Consider the following 20,812-nt stretch of genomic DNA (forward strand, 5'->3'; position numbering starts at 1 on the left):
CGACATGAAGCGTACACGCAACATCCTCGGCGTCGCTGTCTTCCTGCTGGTCGTACTCATCGGCGTGCCCTGGCTGATCGAGGCGACGGGTCGGCTCGACCTCTACTACACGCTGACTTCGGTCGCGCTGCTCAGCATCGCCAGCGCCGGGGTGTGGGTGACTTTCTACATCGGCCGCATCAATATCGGCCAGGGTGCCTTCGCGCTTATGGGCGGCTATGTTTCGGCCATCCTTGTCGTCCAGTATGGTGTGTCGTTCTGGCTGACACTGCCGCTGGCTGGGCTATTCTGCGCCGCTGCAAGCGTGCTGATCGGGCTGCCCATCCTCAGGCTTCGCGGCGTCTATTTCGCCATGGTCACGCTGGTTTTGACCGAAGTGGCGCGGCTGCTCGCACTGGCACTGCCGATCACCAACGGAGCCAAGGGCATGGTCAGCATTCCGCTCCCCGGCGGCATCTCGATATTCGGGCTGACCATCCTTCCGGATTTCGCGACGCTCGCCAATCCGCGTCCCGCCTTCTATCTGGTGTCGGTTGTGCTGATGGTGCTGTGCTTTGCAGCGCTCTACCGCCTAGTCCATTCGCGCATCGGCAAACTCTGCCAGTCGTTGCAGCAGAACGAGGAACTGGCCTCCTCGATCGGCGTCAATATCGCCTATCTGCGCGTCATCGCCTACGCCATCTCCTCGTTCCTCGGCGGTCTCGGCGGCGCGATGTTCGTCGCCATCTCTCAGTCGATCTATCCGTCCAGCTTCACCGTCACCGACTCGGTGAACTTCATGCTGAACTGCTTCCTCGGCGGGCTCAGCTACGTCTTCGGGCCGATGATCGGCACCTTCGTGCTCTATTTCGGCTGGGATTTCCTGTTCGAGACCGGCGAGTTCCAGTTGCTGATCTTCTCGTCGGTGCTGATCGCGCTGATGCTGTTCCTTCCCAACGGCCTGCTCAGCCTCCGGCTGTTCGGCAAGAAGCAGGGCTAGGACCATGACTGACCTTCTCCAGATCAAGGCAGTGACCAAACGCTTCGGCGGGCTGGTCGCGGTCAACAATGTTTCCTTCGCGGTCCGCGAACGCGAGATCCTTTCCGTCATCGGCCCCAACGGCGCCGGCAAATCGACGCTGTTCAAGCTGATTTCCTCTTTTCTCAATCCGACCTCGGGCGAAGTGCTGTTCCGGGGAGAGCGGATTTCAGGCCTGGCGCCGCATATCGTCGCCCGGAAGGGCGTCGTGCGCACGTTCCAGGAGACGACGATCTTCAAGGGCATGACGGTGCGCGACAATGTCATAATCGCGCATCACCTGCGTTCCAATGCCAGCCTTGCCGGCTTCTATCTCGGCACGAATACCGCACGGCGCGACGAAGATGAATTCGGCCGCTCGGCCGACGAGATCATCGACTTCCTCGGTCTCGGCGCGCAACGGCATGAGATCGCCAGCACGCTGCCGCACGGCCATCTGCGCGCGCTCGGGATTGCCATCGGGCTCGCCACGAACCCGACCGTCCTTCTGCTCGACGAGCCCTTCGCTGGCATGAACCATGACGAAACCGTGCGCGCGGTGGAGATGGTGCGCGGCGTGCGGAAGCGCGGCGTGACTGTCCTGCTGGTCGAGCACGATATGCCCGCCGTCATGAACATTTCCGACCGAATCGTCGTCCTGAACTTCGGTGTGAAAATCGCCGAGGGAACGCCGAAGGAAATCCAGGAGAACGAAAAGGTCATCGAGGCCTACCTCGGCGCCGAAGATGAGACGATCGGATTTTAGCCATGAGCGAACTGCTGAAAGTCTCCGACGTCGAACTCTACTACGACCATGTCTATGCACTGAAGGGTGTGTCGCTCAACGTCAACGAGGGCGAGACCGTCGCGCTAATCGGCGCGAACGGCGCGGGCAAATCTTCGATCCTGCGCGCCATCACCGGCCTGAAGAAGGTCCGCAGCGGCGAGATTCATTTCCAGGGCCACCGCATCGACGGAACGCGCCCTGACGAGCTGGTCAGGATGGGCATCGCCATGGTGCCGGAGGGTCGGCGCGTCTTTTCCTACATGACGGTGCGCGACAATCTGATGATGGGCGCCTTCACCCGCATCGACAAGGCCGAAATCGCAAGGACGCTGGACATGGTGCTCGGGCGCTTCCCGCGCCTGAAGGAACGCTATTCCCAGACGGCGGGTACGATGAGCGGCGGCGAACAGCAGATGCTGGTGATCGGGCGGGCGCTGATGGCCAAACCGAAGCTTCTGCTGCTCGATGAACCCTCGCTCGGCGTCGCGCCGAAGCTCGTTCAGGACATCGCCCGCTCCATCGTGGCGATCAATCGCGACGAAAAGGTCAGTGTTCTCTTGGTCGAGCAGAATTCGCGCATGGCGCTGCGCATCTCGCAGCGCGCCTACGCACTGACGACCGGAAAGATCGCGCTGGCCGGACATTCGGCTGAGCTGCTTGGCGACGACCGGGTCAAGAAACTCTATCTCGGCGGCGAAATATGAAAGCGCAAATGGACGTACTCGTCGTCAATCCCAACACCACCGCGTCCATGACCGAAAAGATCGGCGAGGCGGCGCGCCGCGCGGCTTCGGCCGGCACCAGGATCATCGCCGTCAATCCGAAGGACGGGCCGCCGAGCGTCGAAGGCTATTTCGACGAGGTCTTCGCCATCCCGGGAATGATCGGCGAGATCCAGAGACATCCGGCGGCGAGCGCCTGCGTCATCGCCTGCTTCGACGACACCGGCCTCGACGCAGTACGCTGCGTCGGCGAGATGCCGGTGGTCGGCATCGGCGAAGCGGCGTTTCACATGGCGAGCCTGATTGCCGGCAAGTTCAGCGTGGTGACGACGCTGTCGCGTTCGGTGCCGGCGATCGAGCACAATCTGGTGCGCTACGGCCTCGCCAGCCGCTGCGCCAGGGTGCGGGCAAGCGACGTTCCCGTTCTGGAGCTCGAAGTGCCCGGCTCCAACGCCCGCCATCGAATTTCGGAGGAGATCGAGCGCGCCATCCGCGACGACCGGGCCGAAGCGATTGTGCTGGGATGCGCCGGCATGGCCGACCTCGCCGCCGCGCTCAGCCGCGAACATAGCCTTCCCGTGCTCGACGGCGTCGCCTGCGCAGTAAAACTCTGCGAGAGCCTCGTCGGCCTTGGCCTGTCGACCTCAAAGCGCGGCGGCTACCAGGTTCCACTCGAAAAATCCTTCGCCGGAATCTTTGCGCCCTTTTCGCCCTCCGGCCGTCTATCCTGATGCGTGCAAAATTGTTGACATTCCCACACAGGATGTTCGATGTGCGGCCGGAAACGCGGTGTTCGTGCCGCTATGCGATCCGGCCGCCGGGACAATGAGACGATGGACCTGCTTGGGCCAAAGCCACGGGATGGCGATAAGCCGACGATGCGCTGGTTTCCGGTCTATGCCGGCCTGCGCGACGCCATCGTCAGCCACCGCCTCGCACCGGGCACAAAACTACCCGAGGACGAACTCGCCTCGATCTATTCGGTGAGCCGCGCGGTGATACGCGCGGCGCTGCAGGCGCTGTCGCATGACCGCTTGGCTCGGCTCGAGCCGAACCGCGGCGCGTTCGTCGCCCAGCCGACCAAGCAGGAAGCGCGCGAGGTCTTCGAGGCGCGGGCGCTGATCGAGCCCAAGGTCGCGGCGCTTGCCGCCGAAGTGGCAAAGCCGGCCGAGATCGCGCAACTGCGGCTTCATCTCGAAAAAGAGCACGAGGCCCTGCATGCCGGCCGCGACAGCGACGCCATCATGCTGTCGGCAAAATTCCATGTCGGCATAGCCGAAATCGCCGGCCATTCTATCCTGACCGCTTTCGTCAAAGACCTGCTGTCGCGGTCGTCGCTGATCATCGCGCTCTACTGGCGCCGCCGCGACACCACCTGCGAAAGCCACGCCCATCACGCCCTCGTCGATGCCATCGAAAAGCACGACGCACAAAACGCGTCCGACCTGATGCGAAGCCATCTCGTCGAACTTCTGTCGGGCCTTGATCTGTCACTTGGCGAGAAGAAGCCCGAGAGCCTGTCGGACATCTTGCGCTGATCTGCGCTGTCAAACTCTTCGCCAAGCTTCGCATTGCAGATGTCGTCGCGATGCTGGACGAATATCGGATCACCCGCAACCGACACCGGCCAACGAAGCTCGCGCGTAAGTGGCCGCTCTCAAAGGTAGTTAAGCCGAAGTGCCATACTTGATCGCCCCCGATTGGGCGCTCACGGCGAAGCCAGGATGCACGTCACCCCGCAATCCTGACCTGGCGCCTACCCCTGAAACGTCCCAATGCGACATTTCTACTTGCCAGCAACGCGACATTCGAACTTGGTTGCAACATGATCCCCGGTTGATTGGCGATCCTGCTCCCGGTCCACCGGGTTCCGAAACGGCACTATCGCCATCTTGGGACGTTCAATGCAGGGAACTTCGCGATCCGACCCTTCTCGGACCTTCCCTGAATGCAAGATCACGGGCAGGTTCTGACCCTCATTCCCGACCTTGACAGCCAAGTGCAATATGCGCCAGTTGCGTCTTCGGTCGTTGCAAGCCGTTGACACGATATGATTCAGCATTGTTGGGCGGTAGCCCGAGGATTGAATCCGATATTCGCCTTGCTGGAATGTCTAATGCGACTCCGTCATGATCTTTCCGGCCCTGTCGAGCGACGCTGCCAAAGCCGGTGACGCCAATGCAGGTGACGAGGTCAGGCTAGATCAGTGCAGCAGATCCGCCCGGCGACTTTTCTTTTTGCGGCCCGAGCCCTGCGGGACATGGGCGACGGCTTCGTGGCCGTTCTGTTGCCGGTCTATCTCCTCGCATTAGGCTTCGCGCCTCTGCAGGTCGGCATCATTGCAACCGCATCGCTGCTCGGTTCAGCGCTCTTGACCATCGCCGTCGGACTCCTTGGTGCCCGACACGATCACCGCCAACTCCTGCTTACCGCCGCCAGTCTGATGGTCGCCACGGGTGTGGCCTTTGCTGTCGTCCACGACTACGCGCTGCTTTTGGTGATCGCCTTCGCAGGCACCATCAACCCGTCGGCCGGCAGCGTCAGCGTATTCGTGCCCTTAGAGCATGCCGTGCTCACACGCGAAGTCACCGACGCCGCGCGGACCAAGATGTTCGCGCGCTACAGCCTTGTGGGTGCGCTCGCAGCCGCGGTTGGCGCGCTCGCTTCGGCGACACCTGATCTTCTGGCTCCAGCCGGCCTCGATCAACTCACCGGCATCAAGGCGATGTTCGTGCTCTATGCGTTGCTGGGCCTGCTCGGCGGTCTCCTTTACGCGCAGATCCCGCAGCGCCGTCCAACGTCGGACTCCGGCAGCACGTCCGCGCTTGGCCCCTCGCGGAATATCGTTTTCACGCTTGCGGCCCTTTTTAGCCTTGATGCCTTTGCCGGCGGCTTCCTCGTCCAGTCGCTGCTTGCCCTGTGGCTTTTCGAAAAATTCGACCTGTCGCTTTCGGAAGCGGGCTTTTTCTTCTTCTGGTCCGGCATCCTTTCGGCGTTCTCATTCCCCGTTGCCGCCTGGCTGTCGCGGCACATCGGACTCATCAAAACGATGGTGTTCACACACATTCCGTCCAGCATCGCCCTGATGCTGGCGGCGCTTGCGCCGACGCTCCCTCTGGCGCTCGCCCTGCTGCTGATCCGTGCCGCGCTTTCGCAGATGGACGTCCCGACGCGCTCATCTTACGTCATGGCGGTCGTCACGGAGGCGGAGCGGGCAGCCGCCGCGAGCTTCACATCGGTACCGCGCAGTTTGGCTGCCGCAGCCAGTCCCGCCCTGGCGGGCGTTCTGTTCGCTGCCTCGTTCCGGGCATGGCCCCTCCTGATCTGCGGCGCACTCAAAATCATTTATGATCTGCTGCTGCTGATGCAGTTCCAGAACGTCAAGCCGCCAGAGGAACGCTGATATTTGAGTTGCTTGACCGGGAGGGGTCAATCGGGAAGGCAAATATTGGAAAGGTCGTTGATCACTTCGGCTCTGACTCCGGACTTGTCGAATGCCTAATGTGACCCGACATCCTCGACCCGATGCCTGCAGACCATCACCCGCCAGCGCAGCAGACAACGAAAGTCTCCGCTGGGCTCTGCCGATCAGGCAGGCCGTGCTTTGTAGAAGCGGCACCAACCATCGGGGCTGATTTCACCCGCGATAATCTCGGATGCATTCGGCTTCAGGAAATGGGAGCACCCGGCGCAGCGGCGACCTTTGTTTGGAACATCCTAATAAAGCGCCACAGGCTTTGGGGTTGTTTCGGCGCCGCGCCGCAGGCTGACCTGTCATGCAGGAAGCAAGCCCACCTGCACCTGCAATCGCCCGCGCCGGTCATCGACACCTTAAGAAGTTTCCGGCGAGACAGCGCTTGGCCTGTTGTGCCGACCCGCAATTACCTCACCACGATCTTCTTTAATGATCTTTCCTCCCAATCGAACCCAAAGAAGCGCCGAGTGCTGATCAGATCGATTGAGGTACTCGATCAGATCACTCTTTTCCTGATCGGTCAGAGCAAGGCCGAGATAGCCGTCATAGTGCTCCTTCTGCGCAAGACGTCGATCGGTTCCACTCCTCCTGCCAGGGGCCGATCAAGTTTAAGGACCCGACGTCTCCACCCGGCTCCAGGTCTATTTCTATAAAACCGTGCGTCACCGTCCTGCTTCCTTGATCCCTTGCCTTCCCTTACAATCCCTTCCGGATACAGAGGAGTTCCGCCATGAGCGAAGACGCCGTCAACATGTCGATCCGCAAGTTCCTGAAGGAAGTCGGCGTCACCTCTCAGCGCAAGATCGAGGAGACGGTGCGCGAAGGGCAAATCGGCGGCAAGAAGCTGAAGGTCCGCATGACGCTGACGGCGGAAGGCACCGGCCTTAACCACGTGGTGGACGGCGAGATCGAACTTCCATAAGCCGGGCGAAGCGACCTAGCGAGACGGCCGAGGCGGCCGAAAGCGTCGAGACGGATCAGCGGTTGGAATGGCGTCTGGCCGGGTGGATGTAGTACCGCTCACCCCACGCTCTTGCGACTCTAACGGAACGCGAAACACCGATCCTTTCCAGTCGTTGGTTCAACGAATCTATGGAGGCGCCCGACGAGGATATGCGGTTGTCGAGGAACCGGGCCGACGTGTCGTCGCGGAGGAACTTGATCGGAACGGCGATGTGCTATTCCTGGGTTGACGCGGCGGCGTTCGCCCGCCGCGCCGTTACGTGAAGCGGCCGGGCGACCGTCTCCAACGCCGGTTGCCCGTTTGAAACTCGAGCGCGGCCGCAGCATCGATTTGATCTGTCGCCGGCGCGCAGCGTCTCCAGCGCCTCCAATTTGCCGTGCAACCATTTCCAAGGCTGGCAGGCTAATTTCGATGGGGCGCACCTCGTCCACTCTGGCGCCCGATCCCATATCGCGTTGCCCAACGACGAATGGTCCTGTCATCGCGGCCAGCATAGTCGGCGGCTGATTTGATATCCCGCACTTCATCGGGCCGCATCAGGATGGATCGAGGGGGGCGCCTTGTTTCTGGCGCTGTTTTGACAGGGAGCGCGTTGGTTATTCGGCCCATCGCGCCTGTCGCGGCTGCAAAGACGGCCGGACCATATTGGCAGCGCTCATCACTGATAGAGGAACGGCGGCACCCCGCTCGCCCGATATCAGGGAACGATATCGCCCCCCATGTATTAGAAACTGATGGACACTATGGAACCCCACGGCCACGGGATAGCGGCCGATATTTTGACATCGGAAGTTGCCATTGCCAGGCAGCGCATCCATCGGACCGAGCTCGCGCTTCAACGCACTGAAGAAATGCTGGCCAAGAATCTCGCGCTGCGCAGCAGGATACGAGCTGCGGTCGAGGCCGCAGACCGCTTGGTGAAGATCGATCCCCCCAGCTTTGAACGGCGTCGCCCAGGTTGAACTGGGCCGGCGCTTCATTCGTCGCGCCCCACCGGCCACCGGCGCCACCACTCAAGCACCGCGGCAACCATGTCCACAGACGGCGAGCGCGGTTCATCGTGGGCGGACTGGTGCTCGGCCAGGAACCGATCGTCGTCCATGCGGCCGATGGCTTCAGCGACGTGGGCCAGCGATTGGTCGATCCAGGCCGCGGCGGAGCGATCGGTCGACGTCATGCCGACGGCTCGGTGTCGGGGATGCTCGGGGCGGCAGTGGGTAGTGGTACACTCGCCGGAAAGGTCGGCAATTGGCGCGTTGTGCCGGTTCGGAACCGGGTGGACCTGGGGAGAATCGTCAATCAACCTTGGGTCTGTTCCACTTCTCCGAAGCTGACGTTCGCGGTGCGGCCCGGAATGCCACCGAACCTGCCGACATCATAGCCACGCCTCGAGTAGAGGCTTCGTCTCGAGCACCTCGGCACGGTTCCGTTCGCGCGATAGAAGCAGCGGTTGGCGATTGAGCAGCATGGAATCGCCGAATTCATGCGCGCGGTATCGATACGCGGTGAAGGCTGCGGAGGCCTTAGCGAGCAGAGCATCATCGGCAAAGGCGCGCAGGAGCTCGAAATGGCTTTCGCCGGGCTGGTGGACGCCTGTGAGAATCGCATCGACCACGCGAAGCCGCGTGCCCCGCGCGATGCGCCCTGTCGCAATGCCATTTCCGGCACGCACATTGCCGCCGGGATTGGCGGCTGCTTCAAGTGCGCGCACTACGCTTGTGCCGATCGCAATGATGCGGCTGCCGCGCAGCTTCGCCCGCGCGACCTGCGCCGCGGTGCGCCCAGGGATGCGGTATGGCTCGTCGAAGGGAAGGCGCGAGTCGAGCGCGGGATCGCCGGTGGAAGACACGCCCGCAGCATGCGTGAGTGTTGCAAAGCCAACGTCGTGCCGACGCCAGGCTTGGAGCGTGCGCCAGTCGAGCGCGAAGCCTGCCGACGGCGCCTCGAACGCGACCGGCCCGGCGGCAATCTTCGTCCAAACATCCCACAGTGCCAACGGCTGGGGAACATGCGCGTATTGGATCGGCCGGCCGTGCTGCGCCAGTCCTGCAAGCACCGCTGCGCGGTTGCCTGGGAAGTGCAACTCGAGAAGGCGTGGATGGTCGAGAAGGCGCTCGACGACGGCGTCAAGCGAGCCGAGCCGGAGGCGATCGCCTGGTGACAGCGGAGGTGGAGGCAGCCGGTCTTCCGTGCGCGTGCGGTGATCGCCCGAGCCGAAGGCAATCGCCACGAAACGGGTTGGATCGGGAAGTGACAGCCAGCCCGCCAGGCGGATCTCGATCGCCTCACCGCTTGGGACATGCGTGCCGTGCAAGCTGGCAGGCAAGGTCGCGGCGTCATTGGCGACGACCTGATCGCCGGGACCGAATAGCGTCGCGATTCCAGCGCGCGGCAGGTCGCGCATCGTGCCGTCCGCCTCGACGACCAACAGCCTGGCTGCGCGCCGATCGGAACGATCGGCGGCAATCATGCGCATGCCCCGGCGTGAAGCGTAGCGCGGACCTGTAACGCGTCGATCATCTTTTCGATGATCTCGGCAGCAGCCAGTTCGGGGCGTTTCGATGTAGACGGATCGGCGTCAGGAAGCGCTAGCGCGTGCAGCGGGGTGTCCATGTCGCCAGGGTCGGGTGCGAGGAGCCGTATGCCGTCGGCTTTCGCCTCCTCCTCCCAAATCGCCGTCAGATGGGCAAGAGCGGCCTTGCTCGCCCCATACGCGCCCCAGCCGGGATAGGCGTTCACCGCCGCGTCGCTGGAGATGTTGATCACCATCGCGCCACGGCCCTCGCGTGCGGACGCGGCAAGCGCACCGAACAGGGCCTTCGTCAGCCGGAACGCGCCGACCAGGTTGACCGCGAGCGCCACTTCCAGCTCCTCGCACTCAGTATCGGCGAGGAGCGCCAGAGGGACAGGGCCGAGGCTCGAGGCATTGTTGATCAGGACGTCGAGCCCGCCGAGGCTGGCAGTGACCTGTAGTGCGATCGAGTAGGTGTCCTCCTTCTTGCCGACGTCGCCGACAATGCCGTGCGCGCCCGTCTCGTCAGCGATGCGTTCGACATTCGCGGCGGTGCGAGCGACGAAGGCCACGCACGCACCCTGCACGGTCAGCTGCCGCACAAGCGCCATTCCGAGCCCGGAGGTGCCGCCCGTGACCGCCACGCGAAGTCCTTGAAGATCAATATTCGACTGCATTGCCGGTGCTCCTTCAAGCTTTATGGCCCTTGCTACAAGTTCAAGTTAACTTGAAGTCAAGCGGGAATCGTGCTTTCGTTCATGCATGGATTCCATGCTGACCATCACCGACGTGTCGCGGCGCAGCGGCGTCGCCTCATCGGCCCTGCGCTTCTACGAGGAGCGCGGGCTGATCGCGTCCGAGCGGGCCGGCTCGGGACACAGACGCTATCCGCGATCCGTGCTGCGCCGGATCGCCTTCATCGTCTTCGCGCAGCGAATTGGGCTGACGCTTGAGGAGATCGGCGCCGAGCTCGCCAAGTTGCCAGCCGATCGCGTGCCGTCGCGTCGGGATTGGTCGCGGTTGTCGGGCCAGTGGACTAAGCGCATCGACCAGCGCATCGCCGAGTTGCAGCGCCTGAGGTCCGGGCTTACCGAGTGCATCGGTTGCGGCTGTCTGTCGATCGACCGGTGTAGCCTTGCGAACCCTGCCGATATGGCAGGACGCAAGGGGCCGGGGCCGAGGTATTGGCTGGGGTGAGTTGGCAGGCAAGTGCGAGACGCTGCTGCCCTGTAACGTTCAGCGGGATATTGTTCGTCGCTGACTTTCTCCATCCACTCGACGGCCTTGCCATCAAGTGCTTGCGTCGTCCTGTCAGACGGTCGTTCCTTCTAAAAACGCGGCTGCATTTCAGCGGGCCAAGCGAAATAAGGAAATACGTCGAACCGCTCCGGGTGCGGCAGTCATCAACCTCTTCAGTCCCGCCCGAAACGTTTGAGTATTGGAGCCGTTGCGCGTTGGCACAGGCTGATCGGATTGATCGGCGGTTGGGGAACCTTTCCAATCGTTGGTTGATCGCCCGAACGGTACTGCATTCGGTACCGCATGACCCATGACCCAAGGCTTTACGTTAAGTATCCGAATTTCTCAGCTTTTTCGGGGCAGTTCGTCCCATCCATCATCGTCCCGACTCGCAATTTCGAGTTCGTGGTTGCTCGATCTCGATTTGCTGTCAGGCCGCTTGCCGACGATAGCAAAAGAACGCCTCTTCGATAGTGGGTCTTGCGATGTAGCGGTCTCCCGCTACCAAGAATTTCTCAAGTAAACTTGACAATCGGCTAGCCCTTAAAGCTGGCCGATTGTGTTTCGCGCCATGTTGCAAGCAGCCACCGGTGATTTGCAAGGATTTCCTGCGACACTCGCAAATCCACGCGACACGCGCGCGACATGGATTGACCTCTTCAGGAACCGGCTTCGAACCTGGCCCTGGCAGCTTGGTTCCTTTCGTTATGCTTGCCACCGAGGCCGCGCGAGCGAACTTGCTGACACGTGGCTACTGGTGCCCAAACTGCCGAAATCAGTCTTGGGGAAAGACCACTACCAGGAGCGATTTGGTACGCATTTCTAGACCAGAACCGTGGAAAGCAAGTCTGCATTTAGACATGTCGGTACGAATCTGTACCTAAGCTCCGATCTGACGCTGAAAAATGGGTTCACCATTGCTTCGCAAGGATCTGAGGAGGATACGATCGCTTGCTGATCGTTAGGGCGCAAGCGGCTGAGAAATGGCTGAGGTGTGCTCGTGCTCTTGCTCCAAAACGGAGGCTGTGGGCATGGCTCAGCTTCAGCAATCGATCCTTCGCAACCGTCTGCTGGCTTCGTTGTCGCCTGACGACTTTGTCCTGGTGCAGCCGCACCTGGAGGCGGTGTCGTTTGGACTGCGCGAACATCTGTTCAGAGCCGATCAAAGGATCACCCATGTCACCTTCCCCGAATATGGGGTTGCCTCAATCGTCGCCGACACCGGGGAAGGACGGTTCGAGGTCGGCATGGTGGGATCGGAGGGCCTGGTGGGTGCCCCCATCGTGCTCGGCGTGGACCGTTCGCCGCACACCTGCCTGGTCCAGGTCGCAGGCGAAGCATTCCGCATTGGGGCGGGCGAGCTACAGGCCGCTATGGACCATAGCCCCGCGCTGCGCGCGCTCCTTCTGCGTTTCGTGCATACCTTCATCGTGCAGGTCAGTCAGACGGCCTATGCCAACGCCGGCTACTCCGTCGAGGAGCGGCTCGCGCGCTGGCTTCTCATGACGCACGACCGGCTAGAGCAGGACGACATGCCCATCACCCACGAATTCATGAGCATTATGCTGGGCGCGCGTCGTCCGGGCGTGACACTTGCAGTGCAGATGCTGGAGGGCGCCGGTGCGATCAGGGCCACGCGTGGTCGCGTCGGGATGAGGGATCGAGCGAAGCTGGAACAGATCGCCGGCCAGTCCTACGGCTCGCCGAGAGGGAATACTCCAACGTATTCCAGTTCCCGATCAAGCGAGAGAGAGATGAGTGGCGGACTTGCGTTACTTCATGAACATTCGTTACCGCGGTCGGCTGATACCCGATCACGAAGGTGACGAACTGGCAAACGTGGAGGATCTGCGCGAGCATGCGCTCGCCACCGCGCACGATCTCGTCTTCCGAACCCGCATGGACAGCCTCTACGACTCGTCCCTCTCATCGCGCAAATTGGACACAACGCGGCGGTTCTGCGACCTGCAGGCGGTGTCCGGGCAGTCGCGGACGAGCCTGTCCTTGCCGTAGCCCTTGGCCCACATGCGGTTGCGGTCTATGCCGCCGGCGGCGAGGTAGTCCATCACCGCATCGGCGCGCTGCTGCGACAGCGCCATTTCACTTGCGCCGGGATCGTCGGCGAAACCCTGCAGCTTGAGCAGCCAGCGCGGATGCTTTGTTAACCAGGCGATCTGGGTGTCGAGGGTGGCCTTGGCGACAGAATCGAGCGCGGCCGAACCTTGCGTGAAATAGGTGCGGCGGCCGACATTGAGGATAAAATCCTCCTCGCTGCCCGGCTGCACGTTCTGGAAGCCGGCAACCTCGGTGTTGGTGATGTCAGGCGTGGAAGGGGCGAGCGTGTTGCTGGTCGAGCAGGATGCGACCAGCATCAGCAGGCCGGCAGCGAGCAGCCGGCGCGTGTTTTCAATCATACGGTTCATGAGGCGCCAATCATTCGACAGTGGTGGAAGCGGGCGCCTGGTCGGCGATGTGCGGCAGGACCTGCACCGCGGTGCCGATCGGGCAGCGCTGGTAGAGGTCGATGATGTCTTCCGGGAACATGCGGATGCAGCCGCTGGAAGCGTCGGTGCCGATGCTCCATGGCTCCAGCGTGCCATGCAGGCGGTAGCCGGTGTCAGCGCCGTCGCGGTGCAGATAGAGCGCGCGCGGCCCGAGCGGATTGTTGGACGCGCCGCCTGCGATCATGGGCGGTAGTTCCGGCCTGCGCTTACGCATTTCGGGGGGCGGGACCCAATCCGGCCACAGCGCGCGGCGGTCGATCGTCGCGCGGCCGTACCATTTGAAGCCGTCCTTGCCGACGCCGACGCCGTAGCGGATGGCGGTCTTGTTTTCCATGATGACGTAGAGGAAATGGTGGCGGGTATCGACCACGACGGTGCCGACCGGCTCGCTGCTAAAATACTTGACGATCTGGCGATGCCATCTCTTGTCGATCTTGGCGAAGTTGGTCTTGCGATAGACAAAATTGTTGTCGCTGGCGGTACCCGCGAAAAAGGATTTTGCCGCCGTGGCTTGAGCAATATTGCTGGTTGCACCCACCGCGACCAGCGCCAGGCCGCCGAGCACGACACCCCTGCGTGACAAAACCATCGGCAATATCCCCCATGCCAAAAGCCTAGCTCAACCATAGTTGAGAATTACTTCGCCTCAAAGTGGAAAATGCCGCGTTGCTGCAGTCCGCCGGAAGCGGACTGGCGGGCGGTGAACAGATGCCACTCCAGCACTCCGCTGTACGCGCCCGCCGGTGCCGCAACGAAGCTGCGCCGAGTTAGCCTTGAGCACGTATGTCCATGACGGAGACGAGCCAAATCCCGTCGTCGACTTTGGTGATTCCGAGCCTATGGCCGGCGAGTGTTGTGCTCGAAGCAGAGCGGTCGCTCTATTCTGCCAGCCTCCCGCATAGCCGCATTCAGTCGCGATCGACTGCATCGCTCTCAGAAGGCGCCCGGCGGCGGAAACGGCTAAACCGCCTGCTTTTTCGCCGGCAGCTCAGCCGCTTTCCGCCGAAGGGTGAACCCGTTGCCTAGTCCGAAATGGTTACTTGCGCTGCAGCTAATGTAGTCACATTCTTGGGCAGTCGGAAGCCGTATGGATCGGCCAGGCGCGAGTAACGTCTTCGCCGGCGTTTCAAGGCAGTCGACCACACGTTTGCGGTGCACTAAGGGGGGAATCAATGAGATTGGCGATTATTTGTGCGGCAATGGTGACTGCCGTATCCACCGCCGCCGTTGCGCACGAGAAAAAGAGGGTGGTCAACACAGCGTCGGCCTGCGCCGACCTGTCGCGCAGCACGATCAAGAAAACCAGGGAAACAAAGCTGGATCGCAGTTCAACCGGAACTGTCTCCAGCGGGATTTCGAAAGACAAATCGGAGCCGCGCCTGGGCTATGAAATGGTTAATCCTGCAATCATATCTATCTATTAGCTGCGGAAAAGCAGGCACGTCTACGCAGGCTTGATCCTGCGGGACAGAAGTTGCCACTGCCTGCGCTCAATGTTTGATGCGGTCGCGCAGTGCGTACCAAAGCATGCCGAGCACGTGGAGCGGGCCGCTCAGCGCCGTGCCGCCGGGGAACGGCAGCGTCGACAGGATCACCCCTCGCCCACCTCGCCGTAGCGGCCGACATGCGGCAGGCGCGGTGTCGTCACCTGGCATTTGCATCGAAGTCGCAGCCGAATGAAGTCATATCGGGCGTGGCGCTGTAGCCGAAGGCTGAGGTCGGACTCAGAAAGGCACCTGCGCTCAACGGCCATTCGCCCGGCGGACCCGCCAGATGACATTACCGACGTCGTCGGCGACGAGCAGTGCGCCAGTCTGATCGATAGCTACGCCGACCGGACGGCCCATCGCCTCGCCATTACGCCCGATGAAGCCAGTGAGCACATCTTTCGGAGGGCCGCTCGGTTTGCCACCACGGAACGGCACGAAGATCACCTTATAGCCGCTATGCACGCTTCTGTTCCAAGAGCCGTGCTGGCCGACGAAGGCGCCGTTGCCGTAGGCCGGACCGAGCCGGGCGCCTTTGGAGAAGGTCAGTCCCAGCGAGGCGGTATGAGAGCCCAGGGCGTAGTCGGGCTTGACCGCCGTCGCCACGAGATCGGGGCGCTGCGGCTTGGCGCGTTCGTCGACGTTCTGTCCGTAGTAGCTGTAGGGCCAGCCATAGAAGGCGCCGTCACGAACCGAGGTCATGTAATCCGGCACGAGGTCGTCGCCGATCTCGTCACGCTCGTTCACGGCGACCCAAAGCTCGCCAGTTTCAGGATTCCAGGAGAGCCCGTTCGGGTTGCGCAGGCCCGAGGCGAAGACCCGAGTACGATTGCTCGACCGATCCACTTCAAGGACATCGGCGCGGTTCTTCTCCGCGGCTATGCCGTTTTCTCCAACGTTGCTGTTGGAACCAACGGTGACATAGAGCTTGCGTCCATCCGGACTTGCGATCACGTCCTTGGTCCAATGATGGTTGAGGTCCCCGGCCGGCAAGTCGATGATCTTTTCCGGCGACGTGCTGACTCGGGTCTGGCCGTTGGAATAGGGGAAAGCGACAAGCGCGTCGGTATTCGCGACAAAGAGCTTGCCTTTGGACAGCGTCATGCCGAACGGCGAATTGAGGCCTTCCGCGAACGTCGTTCGCACATCCGCAATGCCGTCGCCATCGGTGTCGCGCAGGAGCGTGATGCGGTTGGCGCTTTTGGTTGCGGCGCCGGCCCGCTTCATAGCCAGGTCCATGAAGACCTTTCTAAGACTGAAGCCTTCGTCATGCTTGGCAGGGGCATTGGTTTCAGCAACCAGCACGTCGCCGTTCGGAAGCACATGCAGCCAGCGCGGATGGTCGAGGCCGGTAGCGAAGGCGTTCACTGCCAGCCCCTTCGCCGGGGTCGGCATACCTCCTTTCTGCCAGCCTTTCGCCTCGGCGATGTTAACAGTCGGGATCAGCGTCGGTCTTGGTTTCGGTAAAGTGGGGTTGGGCCCATAGCCGATTATTGCCTCGGCTCTTTGCGCCGGAATGCCAGCGCAGCTCGCCATGACGGCTCCCAACACCGCTACGAGTACGCTTCCTCGGAAGCCGGCATGCATCGGAAGTCCTCCGCATGGATTTGCGTCGTGCTCTTTGTGTAAACGGAAATCAGTGGCTTATTCTTCCAATTGCTTCGAAACAGCGGCGCGTGATCCGAGGGCCAGGAATTCGCGACAGATCTGCTCTCAGTAGAAATATGGCGCGAGGAGATTGTGGCAACCGCCCGAATATCTGTCGCGCGATATGAATCTCACATTCGTATCGCGCGAAATCGATACGGCTTGCGCTTTTCGGTATCGAGTTGCTCATGGGCCAACATGCGTTGGAATGGAACGAGACCGTGAACGGCGGGACCCACAATGACCCACCGATTGCACTGGCTGGTGAAACAGCTGTTGTCGCTGCTTAGCAAGGCGCTGCAAATCTGCTAAAGTCTGCGGTGGGAGGAGACGGATATCCAATCGCTGCCGATAGCACATCCAAGTGTAGCGAAGGCGAGACCTGACGCATCACTCCCGCTCGCCTATTCTCTCGCGACGCTCTGCTGGCTCCTGTCGGCCGGCGTCTATATCGCCGCCAAGTGGGTTGCCCCCGAGATGCCGCCTTGGGCACTCTGCTTCTGGCGGCTGACGCTTGCCTGCGCGATCCTGCTGCCTATCGTCCATCGTCATCACGGGGCGATGCTCGAGCTGATCCAATCCCGGGTGATCGAGGTGCTGGTCATCGGCGCCATCGGGCTGACCTTGTGTCAGGGCATGATCTACACGGGCCTCAACTACACCAACGCGACAACCGCCGGCATCATCATGGCGCTGTCGCCGATCCTGACGATGGTGCTTGCCCGCTTCGTGCTCGGCGAGCCCCTCGGTGTCTGGAAAGCGCTTGGAGCGCTGGTCGCTCTGGCCGGGATGGTGGTGATCGTGGCGCGCGGCGACCTTGCTGCGCTGATGCAGCTGCAGTTCAATCCCGGCGAGTTGTGGATCGTCGGCAGCGCGTTTTGCTGGGGCCTCTACACCGTGCTGCTGCGTCGCGCCAAATTCGCTATCGAGCTTCTGCCGATGGTGGTCCTGCTGCTGGGAGCCGGCGCGCTGGCCGCACTGCCCCTTTATCTCTGGGAACTGTTTTCCGGGGATCGTTCGGCGCTGCATGCGAACGGCCTGCTGGCCCTCGCCTATGTTGCTGGCCCGGGCGGCGCTCTGATGTACTATCTCTACAACCGTAGCGTCGAGACGCTTGGCGCCGGCCGCGCCAGCATGCTGCTCTATCTGCAGACCGCCTTCGTTGCCGTCCTCGCTTATCTGTTCCTCGGCGAAAGCTTGCACGACTACGATCTCGCCGGCGCCGCCCTCATCATCGCCGGCCTGCTGCTCGCCACCGCGATCAAGCCGAGGCAGCGCACGGTGCGTGTCGCGTAGTGAACCTCAGCACCGCCGCTTCGGCCAGCAACTCGTAAGTCTTTGACAGTCCTTTCGGCCGGTGCAGCCCATGACATTGAAGGCGGCGCGTGTTGGATCGCCATAACGTCTTCTCAGCGGGAACACCGCCATGGCCGCGTCGAGCGGTGATCAATGCCGTTCAGCCATCATGCCAAAGGGAGACGGCTCTCGTGCCCGCCCATCCTCGAGCTCGAGCATCGAATCGAAATAAGTTTTCCAGCGCGTATCGTGGGTCACAACGCAGATCGCGACATTGCGGCTGTCCGCCAGATGTCTAAAAACCTTCATCACCATCTCCGCCCGTGTACCATCCAATGCGGCGGTAGGTTCGTCGGCTAGAATAACGGTGGGATCGTTTGCCAAGGCCCTGGCGATTGAAACGCGCTGCTGTTCGCCGCCGGAAAGTTGGGAAGGATAATTGGAGCCGCGATGTTCGATGCCCAACGCGGCGAGAAGCCGGCTGGCTCGCGCCTGCGCCTGCTGGCGACCGACATCATTGACCTGCATGGCGATGGCAATGTTTTCGGCGGCCGTGAGAAAGGGGATCAGGTTCGCTTTCTGGAACACAAACCCAAGATGGGTCCGCCTGAAGGCCCGTAGCTCGTTGAGCTTCGCACCGGGACGCGAAATCACCTTGCCGTCGAACAGGACCTCTCCCGTTGTCGGTGTCTCCAGCAGACCGGCGATCATCAGCAGCGTCGTCTTGCCGGAGCCGCTGGGCCCGACGATGCCGGTAACACTGCCGGGGCTTAAGGTCAGCGAACCTGCCGCCAACGCGGTGACCGGCGAGCCGCCGCTCTCGTAGACCTTGCTGGCGTTCCGAACCTCCAGCGTGGCGAGGCGGCGCTTCGACATCAGGCCAACACTTCCTGGGCACGGACCGCGAGCGCGCGACGAATCGCAAACCAGCTGGCCGCAAGGCTGAGTGCCATCAGCACGAACGACAACACGCCAAGATCGGATTCGGTCATCAGCACAGTTCTCGGAAATCTCGGATAGATCGTAAACGAGATGGCTATGGCCAGAACGAGGCTGCAAAAGCCGATCAACCCCGCCTGCTGCGCAATCATGCCGATGATCACCCGGTCACGGGCGCCGATCAGCTTCAGAAGTGCTATCTGCGCGACCTTCTCGATTGTCATCGTATAGATGGTCAGTGCTATGACGGCGCAGCAGATCAGCAGCGTCATCGTCGTGAAAGCCAGGATCTGGACGCGGAGCTTGCCGAGGCGGCCGTCCAGTAGAAGCGTTTCCTGGTCCTGCTGCGTGAGGACCTCGACGTCGCCCCAGCGTTTGATCGAGTCACGCACGACCTCCTTGTCAGCGCCCGGGAGAGTTTCGACGATGACCGCAGCGACACTTCCGGTCTCGTCGCCGAGACCCATGCGCGTCTTGCCCTTGGCCGCACGGTTGAGGAGGATCGCCTCGCTGGGCAGCAGTCGGTTGATGACCTGTGCGTCCGGGATGGTGACGAACAACAATCCGTCGCCACCCATGTCGACCTGCCCGGCCGACACGCCGACAATCGTATAGCTATCTCGTCCAAGCCGGATCTCGTCACCCACAACCAGGCCTAAAGTCTTGTCGGCTATGGCCTCGTAGCGATTTGATTGGAAGTACCGACCGGCGATCAACGGTATCCAGCTGCCACTGTCGCTTGGATAGTCCACACCAGTGACGGACATTCGCAGCGGAAGCCCGTCAATTTCGAACTGCTGGTTGTATTGGATGAACCGCCGCGTTGCCGCCACACCGGCCACACCGGCCACGCGGCGATCGAGATTGGCCGGTACGGCGGAGGATTCGGCGAACGGTCCGGACTTTCCCCCTTCGACGACCCAGAGGTCGGCACCAATGCCGTCGATCACGATCAAGGCTTCGTAGACGATGCCGCGATACATGCCCAGCATGCCGATCGTCGCCGCCATCAGCAGGCCGACGCCGAAAACGGTCATGATGAACCTCAGCAGGTTATGCCTGATATCTTTGACCGCGAGATTCACCTGCTCAATGCCTGGAGGTTAACCGCTTGGTACTGGAAGCGGCCTGTCGGACTGAGCACGACATCACCGACCTTTAGGCCGCGCGTGATCTCGATATCGGTGCCGCTGGAGTAGCCCAGCGAAACAGGAGCCCAATAGGCCCGCCCGTCATGTGCAATCCAAAGACCCACCCGTCCCTGGTTTCTCGCCAGGAATCGCTGTGGCACCGCGATGCCCGGTGACGGCGATTCCGCTTGGATGGTGACGCTTGCACGCTGACCCACAGCCCAGTTCGCCGGCACCTCGCGCAATTTAAGATCGACCGTGAACTCGCGCGTCTCTTGATCGACCTGCCGGCCGATCCGCGCAATGGAAGCAGCGTAGGGCCGTTGCGGATCCGATGAGAAGGTGACTTTGGCTACTTGCCCCGGCCGAAGCGACCCCATCGCGGATTCGTCGAAGCGCGCCATGACCAGCAATGACGTCGGGTCGACGATCTGCATCAGTTCGACGCCCGGAGAAAGCAGGTCTCCCACCGTGCGGCTGCGGGAAACCACCACCCCATTGACAGGCGAGCGTATCGAGGTTTCGCCGAAACGGCTCCGTATCTGCTCGACCTCGGCGGAGGCGGCCGCGGCCTGGGCCTTTGCGCGCTCGATGCTAGCGGTCGCTCGCGCCAATGCGGCCTCGGCTTGCTTCTGGGTGCCTTCGAAGAGGTCGAACTCGGCCTGAGAAATCGATTTGCTGGCGAGCAGGCTCTTCCTGCGATCCAGATCTGCCTTTGCAGTACGGGCGGCGATAACCAGCCGGTCACGCTCCAATTCGGCCTCGCGCACGCTCTCCGCCGCGGCCCGGTCGTTGGCGACCGCTGCGGCAAGCTGATACTCGATTTCAGTCGCGTTTAGCGTGGCGAGGATATCGCCGGTCTTTACCTCGTCATTCCGGTCGACGCGAACGTCGGCCAGGAATGCCTGGATCCTTGCCGTCACGACGACCTGGTTGGTTGCACCAAGGAGGCCGGGTCCGGCGATTTCACGCGCGATCAGCCTTCGCTGGGCGACATAGGACTCCACCTGAGCAGGCCAGATATACCAACCAGAAAAGAGCCCGACTGCCGCCAGAACGGCAAACAAGATTAAGATGAAGCGAATCACGTGCCTTTTACCTGCACCGGCTTCC

The 20,812-nt window shown here is 61.8% G+C and carries 22 protein-coding genes and 2 pseudogenes; 14 read left to right on the forward strand and 10 right to left on the reverse strand.

Features of this window, described 5'->3' with window-relative positions:
* The first annotated feature begins 4 nt into the window (after nt 1–4).
* From NKH42_RS25110 to NKH42_RS25145, 9 genes and pseudogenes are all read left to right on the forward strand, one after another.
* Nucleotides 5–979, forward strand: a complete 975-nt coding sequence (locus NKH42_RS25110; protein WP_352506249.1) for a branched-chain amino acid ABC transporter permease — start codon at nt 5–7, stop codon at nt 977–979.
* Between the two features lie 4 nt (nt 980–983).
* Complete coding sequence (locus NKH42_RS25115; protein WP_352478402.1) at nt 984–1,763, forward strand: ABC transporter ATP-binding protein; 780 nt, start codon at nt 984–986, stop codon at nt 1,761–1,763.
* Nucleotides 1,764–1,765: 2 nt separating this feature from the next.
* Nucleotides 1,766–2,488 (forward strand): ABC transporter ATP-binding protein, encoded by a 723-nt coding sequence (locus tag NKH42_RS25120; protein WP_352478401.1) that lies wholly within the window; start codon nt 1,766–1,768, stop codon nt 2,486–2,488.
* 8 nt (nt 2,489–2,496) lie between these two features.
* Nucleotides 2,497–3,237, forward strand: coding sequence for an aspartate/glutamate racemase family protein (locus NKH42_RS25125; RefSeq protein WP_352506250.1), 741 nt, complete (start codon nt 2,497–2,499; stop codon nt 3,235–3,237).
* Nucleotides 3,238–3,339: 102 nt separating this feature from the next.
* Complete coding sequence (locus NKH42_RS25130) at nt 3,340–4,044, forward strand: GntR family transcriptional regulator (protein ID WP_352506251.1); 705 nt, start codon at nt 3,340–3,342, stop codon at nt 4,042–4,044.
* A gap of 722 nt (nt 4,045–4,766) precedes the next feature.
* On the forward strand, nt 4,767–5,909 hold the full coding sequence (locus tag NKH42_RS25135; RefSeq protein WP_352506395.1) for an MFS transporter: 1,143 nt from the start codon (nt 4,767–4,769) through the stop codon (nt 5,907–5,909).
* Nucleotides 5,910–6,711: 802 nt separating this feature from the next.
* A complete protein-coding gene (locus tag NKH42_RS25140; protein ID WP_023679340.1) occupies nt 6,712–6,903 on the forward strand; it encodes a DUF6494 family protein in 192 nt (63 codons plus the stop codon).
* 178 nt (nt 6,904–7,081) lie between these two features.
* Nucleotides 7,082–7,202 (forward strand): annotated as a pseudogene (locus NKH42_RS31300) (AAA family ATPase); the annotation flags it as partial.
* A 477-nt stretch (nt 7,203–7,679) separates the two neighbouring features.
* Nucleotides 7,680–7,907, forward strand: coding sequence for a hypothetical protein (locus tag NKH42_RS25145; protein ID WP_352478395.1), 228 nt, complete (start codon nt 7,680–7,682; stop codon nt 7,905–7,907).
* A gap of 14 nt (nt 7,908–7,921) precedes the next feature.
* Here the strand turns inward: NKH42_RS25145 and NKH42_RS25150 are convergent, their stop codons facing one another.
* The 3 genes from NKH42_RS25150 to NKH42_RS25160 form a co-directional block, all read right to left on the reverse strand.
* Nucleotides 7,922–8,122: a hypothetical protein gene (locus tag NKH42_RS25150; protein WP_352478394.1), complete on the reverse strand. Its 201-nt coding sequence runs from the start codon at nt 8,120–8,122 to the stop codon at nt 7,922–7,924.
* Between the two features lie 198 nt (nt 8,123–8,320).
* Nucleotides 8,321–9,415, reverse strand: a complete 1,095-nt coding sequence (locus NKH42_RS25155; protein ID WP_352478392.1) for an S-adenosylmethionine:tRNA ribosyltransferase-isomerase — start codon at nt 9,413–9,415, stop codon at nt 8,321–8,323.
* Nucleotides 9,412–10,134, reverse strand: a complete 723-nt coding sequence (locus tag NKH42_RS25160; RefSeq protein WP_352974622.1) for an SDR family NAD(P)-dependent oxidoreductase — start codon at nt 10,132–10,134, stop codon at nt 9,412–9,414. The genes NKH42_RS25155 and NKH42_RS25160 overlap by 4 nt, the downstream gene beginning before the upstream one ends.
* 85 nt (nt 10,135–10,219) lie before the next feature.
* Between NKH42_RS25160 and soxR the strand changes: the two genes are divergently transcribed.
* The 3 genes from soxR (at nt 10,220) to NKH42_RS31305 (ending at nt 12,709) form a co-directional block, all read left to right on the forward strand.
* Nucleotides 10,220–10,654, forward strand: a complete 435-nt coding sequence (gene soxR / locus NKH42_RS25165; protein ID WP_127862987.1) for a redox-sensitive transcriptional activator SoxR — start codon at nt 10,220–10,222, stop codon at nt 10,652–10,654.
* 1,073 nt (nt 10,655–11,727) lie between these two features.
* Nucleotides 11,728–12,522 carry a Crp/Fnr family transcriptional regulator gene (locus NKH42_RS25170; protein WP_352506254.1) on the forward strand — a complete coding sequence of 265 codons (795 nt, stop codon included), beginning with the start codon at nt 11,728–11,730 and terminating at the stop codon, nt 12,520–12,522.
* The gene (locus NKH42_RS31305) at nt 12,476–12,709 is read left to right on the forward strand and encodes a DUF6894 family protein (RefSeq protein WP_502894195.1); all 234 of its coding nucleotides are present in this window, start codon (nt 12,476–12,478) and stop codon (nt 12,707–12,709) included. The genes NKH42_RS25170 and NKH42_RS31305 overlap by 47 nt, the downstream gene beginning before the upstream one ends.
* On the opposite strand, the gene NKH42_RS25175 is transcribed toward NKH42_RS31305, so the two are convergent.
* Nucleotides 12,607–13,119: an OmpA family protein gene (locus NKH42_RS25175; RefSeq protein ID WP_352478386.1), complete on the reverse strand. Its 513-nt coding sequence runs from the start codon at nt 13,117–13,119 to the stop codon at nt 12,607–12,609. The genes NKH42_RS31305 and NKH42_RS25175 overlap by 103 nt on opposite strands.
* A 10-nt stretch (nt 13,120–13,129) precedes the next feature.
* A complete protein-coding gene (locus NKH42_RS25180) occupies nt 13,130–13,789 on the reverse strand; it encodes a L,D-transpeptidase (RefSeq protein WP_352752671.1) in 660 nt (219 codons plus the stop codon).
* A 583-nt stretch (nt 13,790–14,372) separates the two neighbouring features.
* On the opposite strand from NKH42_RS25180, the gene NKH42_RS25185 reads away from it, so the two are divergent.
* The gene (locus NKH42_RS25185) at nt 14,373–14,624 is read left to right on the forward strand and encodes a hypothetical protein (RefSeq protein ID WP_352752673.1); all 252 of its coding nucleotides are present in this window, start codon (nt 14,373–14,375) and stop codon (nt 14,622–14,624) included.
* A 66-nt stretch (nt 14,625–14,690) separates the two neighbouring features.
* Here NKH42_RS25185 and NKH42_RS25190 read toward each other — a convergent pair.
* Together NKH42_RS25190 and NKH42_RS25195 are read right to left on the reverse strand one after the other, a co-directional pair.
* Nucleotides 14,691–14,848, reverse strand: a pseudogene (locus NKH42_RS25190) (FAD-dependent oxidoreductase); the annotation flags it as partial.
* Nucleotides 14,849–14,942: 94 nt separating this feature from the next.
* Nucleotides 14,943–16,274, reverse strand: a complete 1,332-nt coding sequence (locus NKH42_RS25195) for a PQQ-dependent sugar dehydrogenase (protein ID WP_352752675.1) — start codon at nt 16,272–16,274, stop codon at nt 14,943–14,945.
* Nucleotides 16,275–16,670: 396 nt separating this feature from the next.
* Between NKH42_RS25195 and NKH42_RS25200 the strand changes: the two genes are divergently transcribed.
* Nucleotides 16,671–17,630 (forward strand): DMT family transporter, encoded by a 960-nt coding sequence (locus tag NKH42_RS25200; RefSeq protein WP_352752696.1) that lies wholly within the window; start codon nt 16,671–16,673, stop codon nt 17,628–17,630.
* Between the two features lie 150 nt (nt 17,631–17,780).
* Here NKH42_RS25200 and NKH42_RS25205 read toward each other — a convergent pair whose 3' ends face one another.
* From NKH42_RS25205 to NKH42_RS25215, 3 genes are read right to left on the reverse strand one after another with little or no spacing between them, the layout of a single operon-like run.
* Nucleotides 17,781–18,506, reverse strand: coding sequence for an ABC transporter ATP-binding protein (locus NKH42_RS25205; RefSeq protein WP_352478380.1), 726 nt, complete (start codon nt 18,504–18,506; stop codon nt 17,781–17,783).
* The gene (locus NKH42_RS25210) at nt 18,506–19,606 is read right to left on the reverse strand and encodes an ABC transporter permease (protein WP_352752677.1); all 1,101 of its coding nucleotides are present in this window, start codon (nt 19,604–19,606) and stop codon (nt 18,506–18,508) included. Before NKH42_RS25210 ends, NKH42_RS25205 begins: the two co-directional genes overlap by 1 nt.
* A gap of 44 nt (nt 19,607–19,650) precedes the next feature.
* On the reverse strand, nt 19,651–20,787 hold the full coding sequence (locus NKH42_RS25215; protein WP_352478377.1) for an efflux RND transporter periplasmic adaptor subunit: 1,137 nt from the start codon (nt 20,785–20,787) through the stop codon (nt 19,651–19,653).
* Nucleotides 20,788–20,812 lie beyond the last annotated feature (25 nt).

Source organism: Mesorhizobium sp. M1142 (assembly GCF_040318565.1).
In the GTDB taxonomy this organism is placed as follows: Bacteria; Pseudomonadota; Alphaproteobacteria; order Rhizobiales; family Rhizobiaceae; genus Mesorhizobium.

Coding starts and splice junctions, on each gene's coding strand:
- NKH42_RS25120 (WP_352478401.1), top strand. CDS start 1,766: ATGAGCGAACTGCTGAAAGTCTCCGACGTCGAACTCTACTACGACCAT.
- NKH42_RS25150 (WP_352478394.1), bottom strand. CDS start 8,122: ATGACGTCGACCGATCGCTCCGCCGCGGCCTGGATCGACCAATCGCTG.
- soxR (WP_127862987.1), top strand. CDS start 10,220: ATGGATTCCATGCTGACCATCACCGACGTGTCGCGGCGCAGCGGCGTC.
- NKH42_RS25160 (WP_352974622.1), bottom strand. CDS start 10,134: ATGCAGTCGAATATTGATCTTCAAGGACTTCGCGTGGCGGTCACGGGC.
- NKH42_RS25125 (WP_352506250.1), top strand. CDS start 2,497: ATGGACGTACTCGTCGTCAATCCCAACACCACCGCGTCCATGACCGAA.
- NKH42_RS25155 (WP_352478392.1), bottom strand. CDS start 9,415: ATGATTGCCGCCGATCGTTCCGATCGGCGCGCAGCCAGGCTGTTGGTC.
- NKH42_RS25205 (WP_352478380.1), bottom strand. CDS start 18,506: ATGTCGAAGCGCCGCCTCGCCACGCTGGAGGTTCGGAACGCCAGCAAG.
- NKH42_RS25135 (WP_352506395.1), top strand. CDS start 4,767: ATGGGCGACGGCTTCGTGGCCGTTCTGTTGCCGGTCTATCTCCTCGCA.
- NKH42_RS25110 (WP_352506249.1), top strand. CDS start 5: ATGAAGCGTACACGCAACATCCTCGGCGTCGCTGTCTTCCTGCTGGTC.
- NKH42_RS25115 (WP_352478402.1), top strand. CDS start 984: ATGACTGACCTTCTCCAGATCAAGGCAGTGACCAAACGCTTCGGCGGG.
- NKH42_RS31305 (WP_502894195.1), top strand. CDS start 12,476: ATGAACATTCGTTACCGCGGTCGGCTGATACCCGATCACGAAGGTGAC.
- NKH42_RS25140 (WP_023679340.1), top strand. CDS start 6,712: ATGAGCGAAGACGCCGTCAACATGTCGATCCGCAAGTTCCTGAAGGAA.
- NKH42_RS25195 (WP_352752675.1), bottom strand. CDS start 16,274: ATGCATGCCGGCTTCCGAGGAAGCGTACTCGTAGCGGTGTTGGGAGCC.
- NKH42_RS25185 (WP_352752673.1), top strand. CDS start 14,373: ATGAGATTGGCGATTATTTGTGCGGCAATGGTGACTGCCGTATCCACC.
- NKH42_RS25175 (WP_352478386.1), bottom strand. CDS start 13,119: ATGAACCGTATGATTGAAAACACGCGCCGGCTGCTCGCTGCCGGCCTG.
- NKH42_RS25170 (WP_352506254.1), top strand. CDS start 11,728: ATGGCTCAGCTTCAGCAATCGATCCTTCGCAACCGTCTGCTGGCTTCG.
- NKH42_RS25180 (WP_352752671.1), bottom strand. CDS start 13,789: ATGGTTTTGTCACGCAGGGGTGTCGTGCTCGGCGGCCTGGCGCTGGTC.
- NKH42_RS25145 (WP_352478395.1), top strand. CDS start 7,680: ATGGACACTATGGAACCCCACGGCCACGGGATAGCGGCCGATATTTTG.
- NKH42_RS25210 (WP_352752677.1), bottom strand. CDS start 19,606: ATGACCGTTTTCGGCGTCGGCCTGCTGATGGCGGCGACGATCGGCATG.
- NKH42_RS25130 (WP_352506251.1), top strand. CDS start 3,340: ATGGACCTGCTTGGGCCAAAGCCACGGGATGGCGATAAGCCGACGATG.